This is a genomic window from Pseudorhodoferax sp. Leaf274 (assembly GCF_001422445.1).
Classification (GTDB): Bacteria; Pseudomonadota; Gammaproteobacteria; order Burkholderiales; family Burkholderiaceae_C; genus Pseudorhodoferax.
In genome coordinates this window covers 49,522-71,780 of the sequence record NZ_LMNA01000010.1, presented here as the reverse complement: position 1 = coordinate 71,780, position 22,259 = coordinate 49,522, and the positions used below count along the sequence as shown (strand labels likewise).

Sequence of the window (22,259 nt, the reverse complement as noted above, 5' to 3'; positions counted from 1 at the left end):
CCGAGATGAGTGAACGCAGTGAACGGTGCGAGTTGCGCAATGCAGCCCATGGCGCGAGCACCGCAGGTTGCCTGGAGCGCAGCGGAAGGACAGGGGCACCGGGGTCGCCTTCTTTTGCTTACGTTTCTTGGCGAGACAAGAAAAGTAAGTCCGGGTGTGGGGTGGATAGCCCCACCTCCGAACGCCGATCGGCAGGGGGTGTGCATAGAACACACTGCGTTCGCACAGGCACCAGAGGCCGGGATGTGCGCCCGGCGGCGCAGTCACTTTCTCTTGTTTCGCCAAGAGAAAGTAACCAAAGAGAAGGCGACCCCGGTCCCCACGACCCTCCGCTGGCGCTCCGGGCAACCTGCGGTGCTCGCGGCCTGGGCGCATTGCACAACTCGCACCACTCACTGCCTTCGTTCAGCTCGGACAAGTGCAATGGGTCAGATGTTGAAGCGCGAGGTTCCCCGCGCCGCCCAGGCCGCTGCGCTCCTCGGCGTGGGCACAGGGGCCCCGGGCGCGGGGTCCCATTCGGGCCATCGCTGCGCTCGGCCCCGTCGTTGGGCGCGCAGCGCCATGGATGACTGAGATGGCCTCGTCATCTACTGCGCGCCGGGCCCTGCTGCGCCACTGCGCCGCCGGCGGCCTGGCGCTGGCCGGCCTGCCCGCGCGCGCCGCGCCCACCGTGCTGCACGACGCCCTCGGCCGCCGCGTGGTCCTGCCCGCGCCGCCGCAGCGCATCGTGACCATCTTCTCGTCCAACACCGAGCTGGTGGTCGCGCTCGGCATGCTGGACCGCATCGTCGGCGTGGAGGACTTCACGCGCTTTCCGCCCGAGGTGCAGCGCATCGCCAAGGTCGGCGGGCGCCTCGGCTTCTCGGCCGATGCGGTGGTGGCGCAGCGGCCCGACCTCGTGGTCGTGACGCCCGCGCGCCAGGCCGCGCACCAACTCGTGGCGCCGATGGAGCGCATCGGCGTGCCCATCCTGGTGCTGCTGAGCCGCTCGCTGGCCGAGGTCATCGGCAACGTGCGCCTCATCGCGCAGGCCGGGGGCGTGGCCGAACGCGGCGAGGCACTGGCCGGCAACCTGCAGGCCAGGCTGGCGCAGGTCGATGCGCACGTGGCCGGCCGCCCCGCGCCGCGCATGCTGATGCTGACCGGACGCCTGGGCAACGGCATGCTGCTGGTGGCGCGCGCCAACACCTACACCGGCGAGGCCATGCTGCGCGCGGGCGGCCGCTTCGCGCTGGCCGGCGCTGGCGCCGTGCCCCAGGTCTCGCCCGAGGCCGTGCTGGCGGCCGACCCCGACGTGCTGCTGTTCGCCGGCGCCGACACGGACCTGCGCGACCTCGTCGGCCAGCCCGGCTGGCGCGGCATGCGGGCCGTGCGCAGCGGCCGCGCGGTCACCGTCTCGCGCTCCGAATTCCTGATCCCCGGGCCGCGCACGCTCGATGGCGTGGAGAAGCTCGCTCGATGGCTGCATCCCGCGTGATCCCGTGGCGCGCCTGGAGCGCCGCCTGGGCCCTGCTGGCCGGGTGCCTGCTGCTGGGCGCCTGCGCGGGCCACCAATGGGCCAGCCCGGCCGACGTCTGGCGGGCCGTGCTCGGCGACGAGACGCTGCGCAGCCGCCTGCTGTTCGAGTGGCGGCTGCCGCGCGTGCTGGCTTCCGCCCTGGTCGGCGCGCTGCTGGGCCTGTCGGGCACGGTGTTCCAGGGCGTGTTCCGCAACCCGCTCGCCGAGCCCTACCTGCTCGGCGCCTCCGGCGGCGCGGCGCTGGGCGCCACCATCGCGCTGCTCGTGCCGCTGGGGCTGCCGCAGGCGCTCACGCTGTCCTCGCTGGCCTTCTTCGGCGCCTGGGGCGCCACCATGCTGGTGCTGGGCGTGGCGCGCGTGGCCGGCGCGCTCGATGCCGCCGGGCTGCTGCTGGCCGGCGTAGCCCTGGCGGCGGTGCTTGGCGCCGTGCGCTCGTTCCTGATGCTGGCCCTGTCCGACGAAACCGTGAGCCTGCAGGTCGTCATGAGCTGGGTGCTGGGCGGCATCCAGACGCCCAGCTGGGCAGGCCTCGCCGTGCTGGCGCTGATCACGGCGGCCTGCGTGGCGGCCACGCGCGCCATCGCGCGTGGGCTGGACCTGCTGGGCCTGGGCAACCAGGCGGCCCAGGGCTTCGGGCTGGACGTGGCGCGCTTCGTGCCGCGTGCCGTGCTCGTGGGTTCGCTCGTGGTGGCGGCCGCCGTGGCTTATGGCGGCCTGGTGGCCTTCGTCGGGCTGGCCGCGCCGCACATCGCGCGCTGGATGGTCGGCCCGCTGCACCGCAAGGTGCTGCCGGCCTCGGCGTTGGTCGGCGCCATCGTCGTGACCGTGGCCGACGCCATCGCGCGCGCGGCGCTGCCGCCGGCCGAAGTGCCGCTGGGCCTCATCACCGCCGTGGCCGGCGGGCCGTTCTTCATCGTGCTGCTGGCGCGGCGGCTGCGGTCGGCATGAGCGAGCCGTCTACTACCGTGTCGCGCCTGCAGGCGCACGGCCTCATGCTGCGCCGGCGTGGCCGGACCGTGGTCGACGCGGTCAGCCTCGACCTGCCCGCGCGCAGCGCCGTGGCCCTGGTCGGCCCCAACGGTGCCGGCAAGTCCACGCTGCTGTCACTGCTGGCCGGGCTGCTGGCGCCGCACGCGGGCCGGGTGCTGCTCGACGGCGTGGACCTGGCCGGCCTGCCGGTGGCGCGCCGCGCGCAGGCCGTGGGCTACATGCCGCAGCACTTTGAGCCGCACTGGGATGTGCGTGTGGACGAGCTCGTCGCCATGCGGCTGGACGGGCAGGCGGCTGCGCTGGACGCCGCCGCCGTGCTGCACCAGGCCGGCCTGGCCGCCTTTGCCGCACGGCGCTGGTCCACGCTGTCGGGCGGCGAGCAGGCCCGCGCGCTGCTGGCCACCGTGCTGGCCACCGATCCGCCCGTGCTGCTGGCCGACGAGCCCGGCGCGGCGCTGGACGTGCGCCACCGGCTCGCGCTGGTGCAGTCGCTGGCCGCACGCGGGCGCGAGCGGCTGGTGGTCGTCGCCATGCACGACCTCGACCTGGCCTTCCAGCATTTCGAGCGCGTGGTGGTGCTGGACCAGGGCCGCGTGGCACTCGACGGCGGCGCCGCGCTGCTGCACGCGCCGGCGCTCGACGCCGTGTTCGGCGTGCGCTTCGAGCGCGTGCCGGTGCCGCCGCACACGCTGCTGCGCGCCCACCGCCTGCAGGAGGATGGCCATGCGGATTGACCTGGCGGGCTGGACGCGCGAGGCCACGCGCGGCGACCACCGCGGCTTTCTCGCGCTGTTCGAGGAGGCCGAGCGGCTGGGCTTCGACGGCGTGTGGTTCAACGAATTCCGCGTGCCCGAGCAGCCCTGGCCGTATCCCTCGCCGCTGCTGCTGGCCGCCGCGCTGCTGGCGCGCACCGAGCGGCTGCGCGTGGGCACCTCGGTGCTGGTGCTGCCCGTGCACCACCCGCTGATGCTGGCCGAAGAGGTGGCCCAGCTGGACTTCCAGAGCGGCGGCCGGCTCGACCTGGGGCTGGGCCGCGGCACCGAGCCCGCGGCGCTGCAGGCCCTGCAGATCGCGCCGCAGGACACCCGCGCGCGCTTCGAGCAATCCTGCCGGCTGCTGCGCCAGGCCTTGCGCGGCGAGCCGCTCGCGGCCGGCGAGGGCCCGTGGCAGTTTCCGCCGCGCGCGGCCCTGGCGCCGGCCGTGCAGCGGCCGCATCCGCCCATGTACGTGGCCGGCACGACGGCCGAGACGCTGGGCTTCGCGCTCGCGCAGGAGCTGCCGCTGCTGCTGAGCCTGGAGCCGCCCGAAGGCGCCCAGCTCGCGCAGCTGCACGCGCAGGCCGCGGCACAGGGCGGCGACGCGGCCGCGCTGCAGGCACGCTCGTCGCTGGCGCGCTACGTCTGCATCGCACCCGACGAGGCGGCGGTGGCCCGGCAACTGGCCACGCTGTGGCCGCAGCTCTACCAGCGCCGCGTGTACTTCGCGGGCCGGCGCGGCGTGCCGCCCGAGCAGGTGCCCCCCATCGACGCCGAACGCGTGCTGCGCGAGCAGTTCGTCTGCGGCAGCCCGGCGCAGTGCCTGGACCAGATCGCCACGCTGCGCGCGCGCACCGGCATCGGCCACCTGCGCTGCGTGTTCAACGCCAACGGCCTGTGGAGCGACGCCCAGGCGCTGCAGGCCATGCGCCTGTTCGCGCGCGAGGTGCTGCCCGCGCTGCGCTCCTTCTGACCCCAACACTCTGGAGAACCGACCCATGCAAAAGATCCCCGCCACCATCGTCACCGGCTTCCTGGGCAGCGGCAAGACCACGCTGCTGCGCCACATCCTGGACAACGCCCAGGGCCGGCGCATCGCCGTGATCGTCAACGAGTTCGGCGAACTGGGCATCGACGGCGAGATCCTGAAGGCCTGCGGCATCGGCTGCGACGAGGACGGCAAGGAACAGGAAGGCGCGCTCTACGAGCTGGCCAACGGCTGCATGTGCTGCACCGTGCAGGAGGAGTTCTTTCCGGTCATGCAGCTGCTGGCCGAGCGCCGCGACCAGATCGACGCCGTGCTGATCGAGACCAGCGGCCTGGCCCTGCCCAAGCCGCTCGTGCAGGCCTTCCAGTGGCCCGAGATCGCCAACGTGTTCACGGTGGACGCCGTGGTCACCGTGGTCGACACGCCGGCCGCCGACGCCGGCCAGTTCGCCGCCAACCCCGTGGCCGTGGACGAACAGCGCCGCGCCGACCCGAACCTCGACCACGCGTCGCCGCTGCACGAGTTGTTCGAAGACCAGCTCTCGGCCGCCGACCTCGTGGTGCTGAACAAGACCGACCTCGTGGACGCCGCCGCCGTCGCGCGCGTGACGGCCCTCGTGCGCGAGGAGCTGCCGCCCGCCGTCAAGGTGGTGCAGTCGACCCAGGGCCAGTTGCCGCTGGACGTGCTGCTGGGCCTGGCCAAGGCGGCCGAGACCACCATCGACCAGCGCGTGAGCCACCACGACCACGAAGAAGACCACGACCACGACGCGTTCGATGCGCATGTCATCGAGCTGCCGGCCGTGGACCGCGACCGCCTGCTGGCGGCCCTGGCGCGGCTGGTGGAGCAGCAGACCATCCTGCGCGTGAAGGGCTTCGCCGAGATTCCGGGCAAGCCGATGCGCTGGCTGCTGCAGGGCGTGGGCAGAAGGCTGGACCACCATTTCGACCGCGCTTGGCGCGACGGCGAGGGGCGCGGCACGCGGCTGGTGTTCATCGGCCAGGATCTGGACGAGGCCGCGCTGCGCGCCGGGCTGGCGGGCGTCGAAGCCTGATGGCACAGCCCGCTCCCAGCGTTCGCCGCGCGCAGCGCCGGCCGTTCGCGGCCGAGCGCAGCGACTGCCCGAGTGGGACTTCCCCCTGTGCCCCTGCCGAGGAGCGCAGCGCCATGGGCTGCGCAAGGGCACCTTGCGCTTCAATCACTGACTCATTGCGCTTGTCCGAGCTGAGTGAACGCAGTGAACGGTGCGAGTTGCGCAATGCAGCCCATGGCGCGAGCACCGCAGGTTGCCTGGAGCGAAGCGGAAGGACAGGGGCACCGGGGTCGCCTTCTTTTGCTGACTTTTCTTGGCGAGACAAGAAAAGTCAGTCGTCGTGCGGGGGCGAAATCCCCGCCTCCTCACGTGGATCAACCGTAGTTTTTCTTGCTGGCACCAGAGGCCGGGATATGCCCCCGGCAGTGCAGTCACTTTCTCTTGCTTCGCCAAGAGAAAGTAACCAAAGAGAAGGCGACCCCGGTGCCCCCGTCCCTCCGCTGGCGCTCCGGGCAACCTGCGGTGCTCGCGGCCTGGGCGCATTGCACAACTCGCACCACTCACTGCGTTCGTTCAGCTCGAACAAGTGCNCCCTCCGCTGGCGCTCCGGGCAACCTGCGGTGCTCGCGGCCTGGGCGCATTGCACAACTCGCACCACTCACTGCGTTCGTTCAGCTCGAACAAGTGCAATGAGTCAGTTCACAAAGCGCGAGGTTCCCCGCGCCGCCCAGGCCACTGCGCTCCTCGGCGTGGGCACAGGGGCCCCGGGCGCGGGGTCATGCACGGGCCATCGCTGCGCTCGGCCGCGCTATTGGCGGCAGGCGACTGACATGCACCTTCTCTCCACCCGCCCCGGCGGCTTCGTCGAAGACCCCAGCGTCGTCATGCGCCTGGACCAGCAACCCGCCGACATCGTCGTGCTGAGCTCCGCCGACACCACGCTGGCCCTGCTGTCGGCCGCCGCGCAGCAGCTCAACGGCTTTCCCAGCCTGCGCCTGGCCAACCTGCTGTACCTGCGCCAGCCGGCCTCGCTCGACCTGTATGTGGAAGAGGTGCTGCAGCACGCGCGCGTGGTGGTGGTGGACCACCTGGGCTCCGAATCGGCCTGGCCCTACGGCGTGCAGCAGATCGCCGCGCTGGCGCGCGCCAAGGGGCAGCGCCTGGCCATGTTCTCGGGCGACCTGCAGGAAGACCCGCACCTGCTCGCGCGCGGCACGCTGCCGCAGGCCGACAGCCGCCAGCTCTGGCAATACCTGCGCGCCGGCGGGCCGGCCAATGCGCGCGCCTTCCTGCAGGCCGTGGCGCACCTGGGCCTGGGGCAGGGCGAGGCGCCGCCCCCGCCGCGCAGCCTGCCGCAGGCCGCGCTGTACGTGCCGCCCGCGCTGTGCGCGCAGCCCCATGCGGTGCCGGGCATCGACGACCTGCGCGCCGCCTGGCGGCCCGGCGCGCCCGTGGTTGCGCTGGTGTTCTACCGCTCGCACCTCCTGGCCGGCAACACGGCCGCCTTCGACGCGCTGGCCCTGGCGCTGCATGCGCGCGGCCTGAACCCGTTGCCGCTGGCGCTGGATTCGCTGAAGGACGCGCTGTGCCTGTCCACGCTGCGCACGCTGTGCGCCGCGCACGCGGTGCAATTGGTGCTCAACACCACGGCCTTCTCGGCGCTGGAGCCGGGCCAGGCCCTGGCGGGCGATGCGCCCGTGCTGCAGGTCATCACCAGCGGCGGCAACCGCGACGACTGGCGGGCCGATGCCCAGGGCCTGCGCCCGCGCGACATCGCCATGCAGGTGGTGCTGCCCGAGATGGATGGCCGTATCGTCACGCGCGCCATCAGCTTCAAGGGGCTGGCGCACCGCTGCCCCGTCACGCAGGCCGACATCGCGGCCTACCACGCCGAGCCCGACCGCGTGGACTTCGTGGCCGAACTCGCGCAGCGCTGGTGCCGGCTGCGCACGCTGCCGGCGGCCGAGAAGCGGCTGGCGCTCGTGCTGGCCAACTACCCCGGCAGCGAAGGCCGCATCGGCAGCGGCGTGGGGCTGGACACGCCGGCCTCGGTCATGGCCATCCTGCAGGCGCTGGCCGCCGAGGGCCACGCGCTCGGCGATGGCCCCTTGCCGCACGACGGCGACGCGCTGATGCGCCAGCTGCAGCAGGGCATCGCCAACGACCCCGCGCAGTGGCCGTTGCGCCCGGCCTGGCAGAGCTACGCGCTGGCCGACTACCTGGCGCGCCTGGCTGCGTTGCCCGAGGGCATGGCGGCCGCCATCGACGCGCGCTGGGGCCCGCCCGAGGCCGACCCCGCGCTGCGCCAGGGCCGCTTCATGGTGGCCGGCCTGCGGCTGGGCCAGGTCTTCATTGGCATCCAGCCGGCGCGTGCGCTCGGCACCGCGGGCGCGCAGGACTACGCCAGCTACCACGATGCCGAACTCGTGCCGCCGCACCACTACCTGGCCTTCTACTTCTGGCTGCGCGACGTGTTCGCCATCGACGCCATCGTCCACGTGGGCAAGCACGGCAACCTCGAATGGCTGCCAGGCAAGAGCCTGGCGCTGTCCGCCGCGTGCTGGCCCGACGCCATCCTCGGCCCGCTGCCGCACCTGTACCCCTTCATCGTCAACGACCCCGGCGAGGGCGCGCAGGCCAAGCGCCGCAGCCAGGCCGTGATCGTCGACCACCTGATGCCGCCGCTCACGCGCGCCGAGAACCACGGCCCGCTGCAGGACCTGGAACGCCTGGTCGACGAGTACTACGACGCACTGCTCGTCGACGCGCGCCGCGCCGCGCTGCTGCGCCGCCAGATCGTGGAGGCCGTGCGCCGCCAGCACCTGGCCGGCGAGCTGGATCTGCCGCCCGGCGCAGCGCAGGACGAGGACGCGCTGCTCGAACGCATCGACGCCTACCTCTGCGAGCTCAAGGAGACGCAGATCCGCGACGGGCTGCATGTCTTCGGCCGCTCGCCCGCAGGCCGCCAGCGCAGGGACACGCTGCTGGCGCTCGCGCGCTTCCCCTACGGCAGCGGGCAGGGCGCCGACGCCGGCCTGCTGGCCGCGCTGGCGGCCGACCTGCTGCCGGGCACGGGCTTCGACCCGCTGCGCCTGGAGGCGGCCCGGCCCTGGACCGGCCCGCGCCCCGCCGTGCTGCAGGCCCTGGGCACCGAGCCCTGGCGCCACGAAGGCGACACGCGCGAACGCCTGGAGCTGATCGCCCAGCAACTGCTGGACGGCGCGGCGCAGGCCGCCGACTGGCCGCAGACCCAGGCCGTGCTGCAGCGCGTGCGCGACCAACTGGCCCCGGCGCTGGACGCCTGCGGTGGCGAGGAACTGCGCCAGCTCATGCGCGGCCTGCGCGGCCTGTTCGTGCCGGCCGGCCCCAGCGGCTCGCCCTCGCGTGGCCGGCCCGACGTGCTGCCCACGGGCCGCAACTTCTACACGCTGGACACGCGCGCCATCCCGACCCAGGCCGCCTGGGAACTGGGCCAGCTCGCCACGCGCCAGTTGCTGGAGCGCTACCTGCAGGAGCATGGCGAGTACCCGCGCACGCTGGGCCTGTCGGTCTGGGGCACGGCCACCATGCGCACGGGCGGCGACGACATCGCCCAGGCCTTCGCCCTCATCGGCGTGCGCCCGCGCTGGGCGCCCGGCAGCCAGCGCGTGCAGGATTTCGAGGTGGTGCCGCGCGCCGGCCTGCACCGCCCGCGCGTGGACGTGACGCTGCGCATCTCCGGCTTCTTCCGCGACGCGTTTCCGCTCGCGGTGCAGATGTTCGACGCCGCCGTGCAGGCCGTGGCCGCGCTGGAGGAAGACGCCGAAGACAACCCGATCCGCGCGCGCATCCTGGCCGAAGCCCAGGCCTTGCAGGACGCTGGCGCCACGGCCGAGCAGGCCCGCCGCCAGGCCGGCTGGCGCGTGTTCGGCGCGCCGCCCGGCCACTACGGCACGGGCATGGACCCGCTCTTGCATAGCGGCGACTGGCAGGACGCCGGCGACCTGGCCCGCGCCTGGATCGGCTGGAGCGCCCACGCCTACGGGCAGGACAGCGAGGGCGAGCCGGCCGCAGGCGCGCTGCGCCGCCGCCTGGGCGCGCTCGACATCGTGGCGCAGAACCAGGACAGCCGCGAGCACGACATCCTCGACTCGTCCGACTACCTGCAATTCCAGGGCGGCATGGCCGCGGCCGTGCGCGAGGTCTCGGGCAGGACGCCCGCGCTCTACCACGGCGACCACGCCAACCCGCAGCAGCCGCGCGTGCGCACGCTGCACCAGGAGATCGGCCGCGTGGTGCGCGCGCGCGTCACCAACCCCAAGTGGATCGCGGGCGCCATGCGCCACGGCTACAAGGGCGCGTTCGAGATGGCGGCCACGGTGGACTATCTGTTCGGCTTCGACGCCACCACGGGCCAGGTGGCCGACCACCACTACGCGCTGGTGGCCGACGCCTACGTGCGCGACGCTGCGGTGCGCGAATTCGTGGCCGAACACAACCCCGCGGCCCTGCGCGGCATGCTGGAGCGCCTGCTGGAGGCGATGCAGCGCGGCCTGTGGGAGCAGCCCGGCGACTACCGCCAGCAGCTCGAAGATCTGCTGTTGGACCACGAGAACCTGATGGAGGGAGGGCGATGAACCTGTCCGAGACCGAACTGCCGCCGTTGTTTCCCTTTGCCGCCATCGCCGGGCAGCCCGCGCTGTGCCAGGCGCTGCTGCTGGCCGCGATCGACCCGCGCATCGGCGGCGTGCTGGTCGAAGGGCCGCGCGGCACGGCCAAGTCCACCGCGGCGCGTGCGCTGGCCGAACTGCTGGCGGGCGCGCCCTTCGTCACGCTGCCGCTGGGCGCCTCGCTCGAGCATGTGGCCGGCACACTGGACCTGCAACAGGCCCTGGCCGGGCACACAGTGCGGTTCGCGCCCGGCCTGCTGGCGCGCGCGCACGGCGGCGTGCTCTATGTGGACGAGATCAACCTGCTGCCCGACGCGCTGGTCGACGTGCTGCTCGATGCCGCGGCCAGCGGCGTCAACGTGGTCGAGCGCGACGGCATCTCGCACCGCCACGCCGCACGCTTCGTGCTCGTGGGCACCATGAACCCGGAGGAGGGTGCGCTGCGCCCGCAGCTGCTCGACCGGCTGGGGCTGTGCGTGCGGCTCGGCAACCTGCGCGAGCCGGCCGAACGCCAGGCCGCGGTGCGCGCGCGGCTGCAGTTCGAGGCCGACCCGGCCGCCTTCCGCGCGCAGCATGCCTCGCCGCAGGCCGCGCTGGCGCAGCGCCTGGGCGCGGCCCGCACGCGCGTGCAGGCGCCCGACGCGTTGCCCTGGTCCGACGCCGTGCTGCAGGCCGCGGGCGCGCTGTGCGTGCAGGCGCAGGTCGATGGGCTGCGGGCCGATCTCGTGCTGCTGCGCGCGGCCCGCGCCTGGGCCGCCTGGCAAGGCGACGACGCGGTCACGCCCGCGCACGTGCAGGCCGTGGCCGAGCTGGCGCTCGTGCACCGGCGCAAGCCCGGCGTGCCGCCGCCGGCGCCCGCGCCGGAACCGGCCGTGCCGCCCGCCGCATCGCCCGCCGGCCCGTCCACGGCGGACCGGCCACCGCCTGCCGACGGGGCCACCCCGCCCGAAGCCGCTGGCGCATCGGACTGGGGCGCCATGCCGCCCGAGCCCACCGGCACCGTGCGCCTGGCCGTGCCGGAACTGCTGTCCGCCAGCGCGAAGGCCGCCGCAAAAAAAGCCTGAGCCTCCGCGCCGATCCCGCGCCAGGCCATGCGGCCGGGCGCGCCACCGGTGCGGAGGCACGGCTGGCCAGCCAGCCGCAGCGCAGCCCCGCCACGGGCGGGTGGGACTGGCCCGGCACGCTGGCCGCGCGCGGCGCCGCAACGCTCGCGGCGCAACACCTGCGGCGCCGCCCGCAGCCGCCGTCCGGCCAGCGGCTGCACTGCTTCGTGCTCGACTGCTCGGGCTCCATGGCCACGGGCGGCGCGCTCGCGCGGGCCAAGGGTGTGCTGCTCGCGCTCATGGAGCAGGCCTACCGCCGGCGCGAGCGCGTGGCGCTGCTGTGCTTTGCCGGCACCCGCGTGGAGCTGCGCCTGCCACCACGCAAGGCGGCGGCATGGAACGACGACTGGATCGCCCCCATCGGCGCGGGCGGCGGCACGCCGCTGGGCCCGGCCATCGCGCAGGCGGCGCAGCTGCTGGCCTCGGCCGCCGGGCCGGGCGGCGAGGGCTGGCTGTGGCTGCTGACCGATGGACGTGCGCGCGACCGGCCCGACCGCCCGCGCGAGGCCGCGCAGGCGCGTGTGATCGACTTCGAGCAGGGCCGCGTGCGGCTGGGGCGCGCGCAGGCGCTGGCGCTGGCCTGGGGCGTGGACTGCCTGCGGCCCGGGGACTGGGCCTGAGTCGGTCGTCGGCACCGGCACGCGCGCCGGGGTGTGCGACCGGGGCGAGCGGCCGGGGTGTGCGACCGGCCTGTGCGCCCGCATGCGCGCATGTGCGACAGCGCGTCATCGCGCGGTCACCGTCGCTGCCTACATTGCCCTCGCTGACCCGCGTCAGCGCCCCCCATCGACCCGGAACCTCAAAATGCATTCCTCCAACGCGTTCCCGCGCACAAAGGCGCAGCCATGAGCCGCCGCGATTTCCTGCGCACCCTGGCCCAGGCCGGCGGCGCCAGCGCCGTGCTCGCCACCTTCCCTCCGGCCATCCAGCGCGCGCTGGCGCTGCCGGCCAACCAGCGCACGCGCACGCTGCAGGACGTCGAGCACATCGTCGTGCTGACGCAGGAGAACCGCAGCTTCGACCACTACTTCGGCACGCTCGCCGGCGTGCGCGGCTTCGGCGATCCGTTCCCGGTGCCCGTGAAGGACCGGCAGAACCTGTTCAGCGGCAAGTCCGTGTTCGTGCAGCAGACCGTGGGCGGCGCGCCCGTGCCCGGCCGGCCCAACTGGCCCACGAGCAAGCCGATCGCGCCGTTCCGCCTGAACACCGAGCAGGACTTTCCGGTCATGCGCGTGGCCGGCACGCCGCACTCCTGGCTCGACGCGCAGCTCGCCTGGGACCACGGCCGCATGAACGACTGGTGCACGGCCAAGCAGAACCATTCGATGGGCTACTACGCCGAGGCCGACCTGCCGTTCCAGTTCGCGCTGGCCAAGGCCTTCACGCTGTGCGACCACTACCACTGCGCGACGCAGACCGGCACCAACACCAACCGCCTGTTCCTGTGGACCGGGCACAACGACCCGCTGGCCCAGGCCGGCGGCCCGTCGACCGACAACAGCCGCGACAGCTTCAACCCCGACCAGAACACCGACTACCGCTGGGTGACCTATGCGGAGCGCCTGCAGGCCGCCGGCATCAGCTGGCAGGTCTACCAGAACATGGCGGACAACTTCACCGACAACCCGCTGGCCGGCTTCCGCCCGTTCCGCAACGCGTGGTACCTGCGTCCCGGCTATTCGCAGGCCCTGCGCGACCGCGGCGTCAGCACGCGCGACCTGGACCTGCTCAAGGCCGACGTGCTGGCCGACCGGCTGCCGCAGGTCAGCTGGATCGTCGCCACGGCCGAGGGCTCCGAGCATCCAGGGCCCTCGAGCCCGGCATCGGGTGCCGACTACACCGCGCGCGTGCTGGACGCGCTGACCTCCAACCCCGAGGTCTGGAGCAAGACCGTCCTGCTGGTCAACTTCGACGAGAACGACGGCTTCTTCGACCACATGCCGCCGCCGGCCGTGCCCTCGTACACGGCCTACAACGCCAACCCGGCGCAGGCCCAGCTGGCCGGCGCATCGACCGTCGACACCACCGGCGAATACCACCACGTGCTCAACGGCGCCGATGCGCGCACCATCAACCGGCCCTACGGCCTGGGGCCGCGCGTGCCGATGTACGTGGTCTCGCCGTGGACCAAGGGCGGCTGGGTCAACTCGCAGGTGGCCGACCACAGCTCGGTGCTGCGCTTCATCGAGGCCCGCTTCGGCGTGCAGGAGCCGCTGATCAGCCCGTGGCGCCGGGCGGTGTCCGGCAACCTGCTGTCGTGCTTCGACTTCTTGAATCCGGAAGACAACGGCTTCATGCAGCTGCTGCCGGCCACGGCCGCGCGGCGCGCGCGGTCGCTGGCGCTGGTGGACACCAAGGTGCCGGCCACGCCGGCCGCGCTGGCCGCGCCGGTGCAGGCCGCCGGCGTGCGGCCGGCGCGCGCCCTGCCGTACGAGCTGCAGGTGCAGGCCGAGGTGCCCGACGCGGGCGGCCAGGTGGTGCTGACCTTCGAGAACGCCGGCGAAGCTGGCGCCGTGTTCCACGTGTACGACCGCCTGGCGCTGGACCAGGTGCCGCGCCGCTACACGGTCGAGCCGGGCAAGCAGCTGAAAGGGCGCTGGAACACCACCGCGGCCTACGACCTCTGGGTGCTGGGGCCGAACGGCTTTCACCGCCACATCGCGGGCGACGTGCGCCGTGCCAGCGGCTCCGCGCTGCCCGAGATGGTGCTGCGGGCCGAACGCGCCACCGGCGAACTGGTGGTCGAGCTGGTCAACAACGGCGGTCAGCCCTGCACCTTCCAGCTGAGCGCCAACAAGTACTACACCCACCAGCTGCCCGAGGTGCGCGTGGTGGCGCGCTCGCGCAGCAGCGTGCGCCTGCCGCTGGCCGTCAGCTCGAACTGGTACGACTACAGCCTGCGCGTGAACAGCGCGCCGGCCTGGCTGCGCCGCTTCGCCGGCCACCTGGAGAACGGCCTGCCGTCGATCAGCGACCCCGCGATGCAGGGCGCCGCACAGCTCGACCAATACCGCATCAACTGAACTTCACGATCACCACCATGCAATTTCGACACCTCATCGCCACGGCGCTGCTCGCCGTGGCCTGCAGCAGCCAGGCCGCCGTCGTGTACGGCAGCAACCTGGTCGTCAACGGCAACGCCGAGGCCGGCGTCACCGGCTGGACCGGCTACTCCAGCTACAGCCCGATCCAGTCGGTCAACTACGGCAGCAACTGGGTGCTGCCCACGCAGCCGGGCCCGACCGACCGCGGCGCCAGGATGTTCACGGGCACGGGCGCCTACGCCGTCGGCTACCAGACGCTGGACTTCGGCATGGCGACGACCGGGTCCATCGCCTTCTCGCTGAGCGGCTGGCTCGGCGGCTGGAGCAGCCAGGGCGACAACGCGCTGTTCTACGTGCAGTTCCTCGACGGCTTCGGCACCGAGATCGGCGGCGCCGCCATCGGCCCGGTGCTGCCCGCGGACCGCAACAACCAGACCGGCCTGTTCTACCGCGAGGCCGAGGGCCTGCTGCCGGCCGGCACCAGCCAGCTGGCCTTCTGGCTGTCGATGGAGCGCATCGGCGGCGGCGACAACGACGGCTATGCCGACAACCTGGCCTTCGTGCTCGAAGCGCCGGCGGTGGGCGAGGTGCCCGAGCCGGGCATGGCGTCCCTGCTGCTGCTGGGCCTGGGCGTGCTGGCCACGCGCCGGTCCACCGCCGCCAGGCAGGCCAGCACCTCCTGCGCGGCCTCGTCGATGCGCGGCCCCGGCCGCACCAGCACGTCGAAGCGCGGCTCAGCGATCCGGCAATACCGGCCCTCGCGCACGGCCCGCATCGCGTGCCAGCCCGGCCGGGCCTCCAGCGGCGGGGCACCAGACATGGAGCGTATGGCGCTACTTTGCTTCGCCCGCACGCGCGTGAATCTGCGCCGGCCGCCGCGCAAGGCGGCGCGTGGAACGACGAATGGATCGCCCGATCGGCGCGGGCGGCGGCACGCCGCGGGGGCCGGCCATCGCGCAGGCGCAGCTGTTGCTACCTTCGGCCGCCGGACCGAGCGGCGAGGCTGGCTATGGCTGTTGACCGATAGGCGTGCGCCAGATTGGCAGGACCGCCCGCCTGATGCTGTGCAGGCGAGCGTGATCGACCTCGACAGGGAAGACTGCGGCCGGCGAGTGCGCGAACCCTGGCGCAGGCTGGGGGCGCGCGATACCTAAGGGCCGAGTTGTGGAGGTGATGGAGCAGGACATCTGCACGGCTTAGACCAATTGACTGCCCAAAACTAACTCAAGCACTGCAAAGCGCTTGAAGCTGTCGACTCGAAGCTAAAGTGCTGCAATTGCTTTGATGACTTCCGCTCCGAGTTGTCGCGTGTTCAGGTCGTTTCCATTCCCATTGAGTGGGCTGATGTCCAACTTTTCTGCGAGAAGGCGCAGCGCTGGCTTGGCGGGCAGGACGATCTCGCCGTCCTTTTCCACCTCGATGGTGCCGCTGGCGCGCCGCGTGATGGTGTAGCCCTCGTACGCGACTTCTTCTGTAATGCCTGAAGTCGGGGCGAAGCCCACGACTGGGCCGCCAGGCAGCAGGTCGATGATCCTATTCACGGCGTCGATGGTGCCGTTGCCCCACTGCCGCGAAAGCGCGTACGTCCTGCCACTGAATCGCAGGAGATCTGCTGACTTGGCGTAGAACCTATCCAGAGACTTGCTCGCGGCGCTTCTCAGGCTGTCAGCATCGAGAATGCCATCTGCGGAAACGAACATGGCATCTGCGCTGAGTTGGGCAGCCTGCGCCAGCAGCGCCGGCGCAATTCCCCGGCTCATTGCTTCCTTGACGACCTGGTACATCAATCGGCGCTTCGGAAGGTGCGTGAAATCGGTGTCTCCAACGCTCAGGTCATATCGCGTCATGTCGCGGGTTTGGCTACGGGCGACGGCCTCTTGCTGGATCGTCTTCTGACGAAGTGCAACTTGATATTCCCGAGCTGCCGGCAAAGGAATCACTTGTTGGATGTCCAGAACGGTCCGTCCGCCAAAACTGTGCGGCCGCATCTGAACGCAGCGGATGTCGAGTCGTCCTTGCTTGTTCAGCCACAAGACGGCAGTGGTGAGCTCGGTCGAATAGTCCAATGCCGCCAGAACGATCCGGACTGTGTCGGAGAACGCGACGGGGCCTTCCTCCACCTCCAGAAACTCTCTGATGGCGCTCTCCGGATCTGCATCGGATTGAATCTTTCGCAGGTAGCTCCGATGTGCCTCCACAGCTTGATCGAATGTCATTGCTGAGACCATGGCGGCATAGCGAAGAGCCTGAAGCTCCATGTGGCCGCTGTTGTCTCTCTTCAGTTCAACAACGACAAGGCAGCCGTCCTCATCCAGGCAGAGGAGGTCAATGCGACGGCTTGCATCAATCCAGTCGCCGAACTCCTCACAGATCACCATCGTGCGGATGCCCGGTGTGATTGCGGATATGTGGTGTCGAAGGGCGGCCTGGAGCTGGGAACGCTCACGCAAGCCCAGGGTCGTGAAAGTCGTGCTCGCGATGGGCGTCAGCGCTCCGCCGTTGAGTTCGTACAGTGACAAGTGACATCTCCACAGTGGGTTGCAGCAGGCGCGGGATGGTAAAGGCGAATGCCAGCCGGGCCGTGCCTTCACCGGTGGCGCGCCGGGCATGTCGTGCACGATTTGCAGGTCGACGTCAGGCTCAAGGGCCCGGGGGCAATGGGGCTGCATAGACCGTGGATGGGCTCGCGGATGAGCGCAAGCTCACAGCGGTTCGGCTGTTCCGAGCGACGTGCTGAACGCTGCCTTAAAGACGGTCCGCATCCGCCTGAAGCACCAGGAAGCCGCGCGCTGGTGCTACGTCACCCGCGAAGCCCAATAGTCCGGGCGCATGCGGTGGGGTGCGATAGCGACGACCAGCACGTCGCCGTCCGCTACCCGGTATACGATCGAGAACGGGAAACCCTTGACCAAGGTGCTTCGTGTGCCCAGGTAGGAGGGCGCGCCGCCACGTGGGTGGTGGGCAATGCGTGACACGGCAGCCAGGACAGCTGCGTTGAAGCGCACGCCCGTTCCGGAGCGGGCTTTCGAGTAGTAGGCGACTTCGCGCAGGAGTTCGATCTCTGCCGCCGGCAGGAACCGGACTCTGGTCACTGCGCCAGACGCCGGGCCTTGGCGAACACCTCTTCGGCGTCGACGGCCGTCACTTCGCCGCGGTCGTACTCGGCAAGGCGCCGCCCGATCTCGGCCTCCCACGCCGCGTCCAGTTGCGCGGCCGCAGGTTCGTTGAGCGACTCCAGCAACTGGTCCACCAGGCGTTCGCGGTCCTGTGGGTCGAGTGCGCGGCCGCGCTGCACGAGTTCGGTGACGGGGTCGCCACGCGCCGGTCCACCGCCGCCAGGCAGGCCAGCACCTCCTGCGCGGCCTCGTCGATGCGCGGCCCCGGCCGCACCAGCACGTCGAAGCGCGGCTCGGCGATCCGGCAATACCGGCCCTCGCGCACGGCCCGCATCGCATGCCAGCCCGGCCGGGCCTCCAGCGGCGGCGCGCCGGGCATGTCGTGCACGATCAGCAGGTCGGGGTCGGCGCGCAGCACGTACTCCGGCCCCAGCTTGGGGAACGCGCCCAGGCTGGCCGGCACCACGTTGCGCAGGCCCAGGCGGGCCAAGGTCTCGCCGATGAACGAGGCCTCGCCGGCCGCGACCACGCCGCCGTGCAGCTCGAAGTACACCCGCTTGCCCTGCCAGTGCGGCGGCAGCCGCTGGCGCAGCGCGTCCAGGCGGGCGTCGGTGCGCGCCCACAGCGCCTCGCCCGCGCCGGGCTGGCCGATGGCCTGGGCCACGGTCTCCATGTTGCGGCGCATGTCGGCGTGGGACTTGCCGTCCAGCGTCAGCACGTTCAGGCCCAGCTCGCGCAGCCGCTCGGCCACGCGGTTGCGCGGGCGCAGCAGCACGAGGTCGGGCCGGGCCGCGAGGATGCGCTCGATGTCGGCATCGGCCAGACCGCCCACGCGCGGCAGCGGCTGCACGCTCGGCGGCCAGTCGGAGTAGCGGTCGATGGCGACCAGGCGGTCGCAGGCGTCGAGCGCGCAGACCGTCTCGGTCAGCGAGGGCTGCAGCGAGACGATGCGCCAGGCCGTGGCCGGTGCGGCCCTGGCGGGGCGCGGTGGCAGGTCGGCAGCGGGCGCCGCGAAGGCCGGAACGGCGCCCGGGCCGCCCTGGAACAGCAGCGCGATCAGCAGGGCGGCCGGCGGGCGCGCGAGCACGGTCAGGCCGGCGTGGCGGCCGCGTGCAGCCGCGCCGTGAACAGGCGGCCGCGCGTGAGGCCGCAAAGCGTCTTGGCCACCCACAGCGCGCCCAGGTCGATCAGCGGCTCCAGCAGCACCACGCCCATGTAGGCGAGGCCGAAGCGGCCGACCTCGGCCAGCGTGGCCGCGCCCACGCCGTGCCCGTACAGCGCCCAGAACGCCACCCACAGCACGATGCCGCCCTGGTAGGCCAGCGACAGCGCCAACGCCTGGCGGTAGCGGATGTCCACGTAGGCCGTGCGCGCCGGGACGATGCGCCGGGCCAGCTGCGCGATGGCGTACAGCGGCACCAGCAGCGTGGTGACGTTCATGCCGTACTGCGGCAGGTCGGCCGGCGCGAAGAACAGGCCCTGGGCCAGCAGGCCCGCCGCCAGCCCGATGGCGGTGGCACCCGCGCCGAACAGCAGCAACAGCGTGGAGCCCAGGATCAGGTGCACCTCGGACACGCCCACCGGCTCGTGCGGCAACACCTCGAAGAAGCAGAACACCGCCAGGCTGGTCAGCACGCTGCGCGCCAGCAGCGCGGGCCAGCCGCCGCGCCGGGCGTCGGCGCGCGCATCCTGGCGCGCCATCCAGGCCGCGAGGCCGAGGGCGGCCGCGGCCGTGGCGTAGCTCAGGACGATCTTGGCGCCGTCGACGACGCCGGGTTCGATGTGCATGCGGGACTCCCGGTGGGCCGCCCGCAGCGACAGCAACGCGGGCCGCCGCGGCCATGCGCGCGTGCGGCGTCGCGCCGCTGTCTGCACCCCGCAGACGGCTGGCTTTCGCATGCTGGGCATGCACGAACGCGCCAGGCCGGTCTCCGGGCTCGCAAGGGGCAGGGCGCTGGGCCCTGCCGGCGCCGCGTCTTCCCAGGCCCGCCGCGCATCTGCTGTCGCAGACCACGTGGGAGCCCAGTGACGGCCCGCCCGGCTGAGGGATCAGCCTGGCGGACGAACGGCGTTGTCGCTTGCTTACCGTTGCGGGGGCAGCCGGGGCATGGGCGCGCGCCTCGCTGTGGCTGCGGCCTTCACCCCGTTCCCGTTTACTCCGCATGCAGGGCATGCGGACACCTGTCGCACGGATGCCCCGGGAAGGAGTTCCGCAGGGCGCGGCGAGTATAGCCAGCGCGCTGCGGCGCAACGCGGGGCCTGGGGCAAATTGCCCAGGGGCGCCGCCCGCAGGCCGCACGTATCATCGCCGCCCATGCATCTGCTGCGCCGCTCCACGCTGCTGGCCCGCCTCGTCCTGGCGTGGTTCGTGCTGGCCGTGGGCGTGGCCGTCGCGTCGCCGATGGTGCAGCCCCAGGCCATGGAGCTGGTCTGCTCGGCCAGTGGTGGCGTGAAGCTGATCCCGCTGGGCAGCGCGGGCGAGCAGGATGCCGCCGCCGTGCACCACACCCTCGACTGCCCGATGTGCCTGGCGGCCACGCTGCCGCCGGCGCCGCACCGGGCCGACTGCGCGCCCCCGCAGCCGCTGGCCCATGCGCTGCGGCCCGCGGTGGCGGCCCACATCGCGGCGCTGGCCGGCGCGCCGCTGCCGCCGCGCGGCCCTCCCTCCCTGGCCTGATTCCGCTCGACACGCGTGACGCCCGCACGGGCGCGCGCGCCCGTCCGTCGCCGCAGGCCCACGCCGCGGCGACTTCGTGCGGGGCCAGTCGCGCGGTGGCCGCAGGGCGCCGGTCCGCATGGCCGCCGCCCGCCACCGCTGCGAACGGCCACGCCAGGCAGACACCGCGCCGCGCGCCGGCATCCAGAGAGAGACGATTTCCATGTTCCACACCTCCCCACCGTCGCGCCGCCGTGCGCTGGCCCTGGGCCTGTCCAGCGCCTTGGCCGCGCTGGCGGCGCCCGCCCAAGCGCAGACCGCGGCCGCCAGCTTGCCCGCCGTGCGCGTGAGCGCCACCGTGCCCGATGCCAATGGCACGCTCAACCTCGACACGCCCTCGGACACCGCCAGCCGCCTGGGCCTGACGCCGCGCGAGACGCCGGCCAGCGTGACCGTGGTGGACCGCACGGCCATCGACGCCCGCGGCGCGCAGAACACGCAGGAGATCCTGCGCGCCATCCCCGGCGTGACCGCCCACGACGCACCCGGCAGCATCGGCGTGAGCTACCGCGGCTTTGGCGCGGGCTCGCTGTCGCAGCTGTTCAACGGCATCCACGTGCAATACGCCATCGCCGCCCGACCGGTGGACAGCTGGATCGTCGACCGCGTCGAGGCCATCGGCGGCGCGTCCAGCTTCCTCTATGGCGCCGGCGGCGTGGGCGGCACGATCAACGTCATCACCAAGCTGGCCGAGCGCCGCGACATCTCCGAGGCGCGGCTGCGCCTGGGCAGCGACAGTCTCCAGGAGGCGTCGTTCGGCCTGAACCGGCGCATCGCCGGCGACGGCATGGGCGCCGGCAGCCACTACGCGCGCATCGACCTGAACCACAGCCGCGGCGGCGCCTGGACCGACGGCACGGACCGGCGCGCCACCCAGCTGGCGACCTCGCTGCGGTCCGACCTGGGCGGCGGCTTCACGCACACGCTGGCCTACGAGTACCAGCGCGAGCAGGTCGACCGGCCCTACTGGGGCACACCGCTGCTGACTCCCCTGGGCGGCACGTTGCGCGTGGACGAGGGCACCGTCGGCAGGAACTACAACAGCGCCGACGGCTTCTACGGCCAGCGCGTGCAGTGGCTGCGCTCCATCGCCGACTGGCGCGTGAACGAGGCGCTGAAGCTCAAGAACACCTTCTACGTCTACGACGCGCTGCGCGACTACCGCAACGTGGAGACCTACCGCTTCAATGCCGGCAACACCGCCGTGGTGCGCTCGGCCGCGCTGCTGCAGCGGCACGACCAGCGCCTCGTCGGCGACCGCATCGAGGCCGGCTACGCGGGCGCCATCGCCGGCCGCCGCAGCGACTGGGCCGGCGGCCTGGACGTGAGCGTGAACCGGCAGACGCGCTTTCCGAACAGCCTGCCGGCCACGGTGAGCACGGTGGACCCCTACCGCTTCGGCACCGAGAACTTCTTCGACATCCCGGGCATGGCGCCGGGCCTGCGGCCCGACCGCGACAACGAGGTCACGACGGCCGCGCTCTACCTGGAGAACCGCACGGCGCTGGTGCCCGGGCTGAACCTGCTGACCGCGCTGCGCCACGAGCGCATCGCGCTGGACCTCACGAACCGGCGCGAGGTCACGGCCGCCAACCCGGCCAGCTTCACGCGCAGGTACCGGCCCACCACGGGCCGCGTCGGCCTGGCCTGGGACTTCGCGCCCGGCGCCATGGCCTATGTGCAGTACGCCACGGCGGCCGACCCGCCCTCGGGCGTGCTGTCCACCGCATCGTTCGCCGACGTGCGCAACAACAGCGCGCTGACCACGGGCCGGCAGGTCGAGGTCGGTACCAAGCTGGACTTCTGGCAGGGCAGGGGCACGGCCACCGTGGCGGCCTACCGGATCACGCGCCGCAACATCGCCACCCAGGACCCCAACGACAGCACGCTGACCGTGCTGGTGGGCGAGCAGTCGTCCCAGGGCGTGGAGCTGGCGCTGGGGCTGCAGCCCACGCCGCGGTGGGCGGTGCAGGGCAACGTCACCGTCGTCGATGCGCAGTACGAGACCTACCGCCAGGGCGGTGTCTCGCTCGCGGGCAGGACGCCGACCAACACGCCGGGGACGGTGGCCAACCTGTGGGTGTCCCATGCCTTCACGCCGGCCCTGAAGGGCAGCGCGGGCGTGCGCCGCGTCGGCAAGGTCCATGCGGACGCGGCCAACACCCAGGCCTGGCCCGGCTACACGCTGGTCGACCTGGCGCTGGCCTGGCAGATCGACCGCCGCACCGCGCTGGTGGGCCGCATCCGCAACGCCACCGACCGCGTGTACGCGGCCAACGTGGGCACCATGGCCTACCTGGGCGCGCCGCGCACGGCCGACATGGCGCTGCAGCTCAGCTTCTGACGC

16 protein-coding genes, 1 pseudogene and 1 riboswitch are annotated in these 22,259 nt (G+C 72.5%); of the genes and pseudogenes, 12 read left to right on the top strand and 5 right to left on the bottom strand.

The window, feature by feature from the left end; genetic code table 11:
* Positions 1–574: 574 nt before the first annotated feature.
* The 10 genes from ASF44_RS13670 to ASF44_RS32550 all read left to right on the top strand — a co-directional run bounded on the left by ASF44_RS13670 (position 575) and on the right by ASF44_RS32550 (position 15,234).
* Entirely contained in the window at positions 575–1,477 is a 903-nt protein-coding gene (locus tag ASF44_RS13670; RefSeq protein WP_056899777.1) for an ABC transporter substrate-binding protein, read from the top strand.
* Positions 1,459–2,466 carry an iron ABC transporter permease gene (locus ASF44_RS13665; protein WP_056899776.1) on the top strand — a complete coding sequence of 336 codons (1,008 nt, stop codon included), beginning with the start codon at positions 1,459–1,461 and terminating at the stop codon, positions 2,464–2,466. The genes ASF44_RS13670 and ASF44_RS13665 overlap by 19 nt, the downstream gene beginning before the upstream one ends.
* Positions 2,463–3,242: an ABC transporter ATP-binding protein gene (locus ASF44_RS13660; RefSeq protein ID WP_056899775.1), complete on the top strand. Its 780-nt coding sequence runs from the start codon at positions 2,463–2,465 to the stop codon at positions 3,240–3,242. Before ASF44_RS13665 ends, ASF44_RS13660 begins: the two co-directional genes overlap by 4 nt.
* The gene (locus ASF44_RS13655) at positions 3,232–4,236 is read left to right on the top strand and encodes an LLM class flavin-dependent oxidoreductase (protein ID WP_056899816.1); all 1,005 of its coding nucleotides are present in this window, start codon (positions 3,232–3,234) and stop codon (positions 4,234–4,236) included. Before ASF44_RS13660 ends, ASF44_RS13655 begins: the two co-directional genes overlap by 11 nt.
* Positions 4,237–4,261: 25 nt before the next feature.
* Positions 4,262–5,305 carry a cobalamin biosynthesis protein CobW gene (gene cobW / locus ASF44_RS13650; RefSeq protein ID WP_056899774.1) on the top strand — a complete coding sequence of 348 codons (1,044 nt, stop codon included), beginning with the start codon at positions 4,262–4,264 and terminating at the stop codon, positions 5,303–5,305.
* Between the two features lie 809 nt (positions 5,306–6,114).
* Positions 6,115–9,900, top strand: coding sequence for a cobaltochelatase subunit CobN (gene cobN, locus ASF44_RS13645; protein ID WP_056899773.1), 3,786 nt, complete (start codon positions 6,115–6,117; stop codon positions 9,898–9,900).
* Positions 9,897–10,997 (top strand): ATP-binding protein, encoded by a 1,101-nt coding sequence (locus ASF44_RS13640; protein ID WP_056899772.1) that lies wholly within the window; start codon positions 9,897–9,899, stop codon positions 10,995–10,997. The genes cobN and ASF44_RS13640 overlap by 4 nt, the downstream gene beginning before the upstream one ends.
* Before the next feature lie 206 nt (positions 10,998–11,203).
* A complete protein-coding gene (locus tag ASF44_RS13635) occupies positions 11,204–11,656 on the top strand; it encodes a VWA domain-containing protein (protein WP_082524758.1) in 453 nt (150 codons plus the stop codon).
* A gap of 225 nt (positions 11,657–11,881) precedes the next feature.
* The gene (locus ASF44_RS13630) at positions 11,882–14,059 is read left to right on the top strand and encodes a phosphocholine-specific phospholipase C (protein WP_056899770.1); all 2,178 of its coding nucleotides are present in this window, start codon (positions 11,882–11,884) and stop codon (positions 14,057–14,059) included.
* Positions 14,060–14,076: 17 nt separating this feature from the next.
* On the top strand, positions 14,077–15,234 hold the full coding sequence (locus ASF44_RS32550) for a PEP-CTERM sorting domain-containing protein (protein ID WP_200930601.1): 1,158 nt from the start codon (positions 14,077–14,079) through the stop codon (positions 15,232–15,234).
* 108 nt (positions 15,235–15,342) lie between these two features.
* Here ASF44_RS32550 and ASF44_RS13620 read toward each other — a convergent pair whose 3' ends face one another.
* The 5 genes and pseudogenes from ASF44_RS13620 to ASF44_RS13610 form a co-directional block, all read right to left on the bottom strand.
* The gene (locus ASF44_RS13620; RefSeq protein ID WP_056899769.1) at positions 15,343–16,599 is read right to left on the bottom strand and encodes a hypothetical protein; all 1,257 of its coding nucleotides are present in this window, start codon (positions 16,597–16,599) and stop codon (positions 15,343–15,345) included.
* A 276-nt stretch (positions 16,600–16,875) separates the two neighbouring features.
* Positions 16,876–17,172 (bottom strand): type II toxin-antitoxin system RelE/ParE family toxin, encoded by a 297-nt coding sequence (locus tag ASF44_RS31045; RefSeq protein ID WP_082524757.1) that lies wholly within the window; start codon positions 17,170–17,172, stop codon positions 16,876–16,878.
* The gene (locus ASF44_RS31040; protein WP_235579215.1) at positions 17,169–17,330 is read right to left on the bottom strand and encodes an addiction module protein; all 162 of its coding nucleotides are present in this window, start codon (positions 17,328–17,330) and stop codon (positions 17,169–17,171) included. The genes ASF44_RS31045 and ASF44_RS31040 overlap by 4 nt, the downstream gene beginning before the upstream one ends.
* Before the next feature lie 188 nt (positions 17,331–17,518).
* Positions 17,519–18,283: pseudogene (locus ASF44_RS13615) on the bottom strand (ABC transporter substrate-binding protein); the annotation flags it as partial.
* A 2-nt stretch (positions 18,284–18,285) separates the two neighbouring features.
* A complete protein-coding gene (locus tag ASF44_RS13610; protein WP_056899815.1) occupies positions 18,286–18,984 on the bottom strand; it encodes an energy-coupling factor ABC transporter permease in 699 nt (232 codons plus the stop codon).
* Positions 18,985–19,100: 116 nt separating this feature from the next.
* Positions 19,101–19,396: riboswitch (cobalamin riboswitch) on the bottom strand.
* 114 nt (positions 19,397–19,510) lie between these two features.
* Here ASF44_RS13610 and ASF44_RS13605 point away from each other — a divergent pair.
* Both ASF44_RS13605 and ASF44_RS13600 read left to right on the top strand, forming a co-directional pair.
* Positions 19,511–19,873 carry a DUF2946 family protein gene (locus ASF44_RS13605; protein WP_056899768.1) on the top strand — a complete coding sequence of 121 codons (363 nt, stop codon included), beginning with the start codon at positions 19,511–19,513 and terminating at the stop codon, positions 19,871–19,873.
* A gap of 202 nt (positions 19,874–20,075) precedes the next feature.
* Positions 20,076–22,256 (top strand): TonB-dependent siderophore receptor, encoded by a 2,181-nt coding sequence (locus tag ASF44_RS13600; protein ID WP_056899767.1) that lies wholly within the window; start codon positions 20,076–20,078, stop codon positions 22,254–22,256.
* Positions 22,257–22,259 lie beyond the last annotated feature (3 nt).